The following is a 490-nucleotide window of genomic DNA, read 5'->3' as shown; positions in this document are numbered from 1 at the left end:
CGGGTGCGGGGCAATGCCGACCAGACTCGCTATCCGTTTGTGCGACAGCCGCCCCAATTCAGGTAGCATCGCCATCAGCGTAGCCGTCGTTATCGAACCGATGCCTTTGATTTGCTCTGCCACTTGGGCTTTGCCGTCAAAATGCGTGTGGGTGTGGTCGTCGATTTGTTTGTCCAATTCGTCAATCAGCCGGTCAAAATGGGCAATCAGTTGTTTGACGCTTTCGACTTGCGTTTCATGAACCTGATGCAGACGGTTTTTCTCGGCAGTCCGCATATCCACCAGTTGGTTGCGGCGGTTAACCAAGGCTTCCAACACTTCTTCCGCTTCGGTGGGCGGGTGGTAGAGCATGGTTTGCCAATCTTCTTTCTGTGCCGTCATCTGTGCGAAGAAGGCGAGCATTTTGGCATCTTTGGCGTCGGTTTTGGTCAGCGACTGCGATTGGGCAAACTGATGCGTCTGACGCGGGTTGGCGATAATCACGGCTATG

At 54.1% G+C, this 490-nt stretch carries 1 protein-coding gene; it reads right to left on the bottom strand.

Features of this window, described 5'->3' with window-relative positions; all coding sequences use genetic code 11:
- A partial coding sequence (locus tag ACRPFF_RS11130) for an IS110 family transposase (protein WP_432674665.1) occupies positions 1-490 on the bottom strand: 490 nt, incomplete at both ends.

This window comes from Neisseria sp. SLRRB23 (assembly GCF_050896295.1).
Taxonomy (GTDB): Bacteria; Pseudomonadota; Gammaproteobacteria; order Burkholderiales; family Neisseriaceae; genus Neisseria.
The sequence above is the reverse complement of the archived record's forward strand: the minus strand, read 5'-3'. Positions and strand labels throughout refer to the sequence as shown.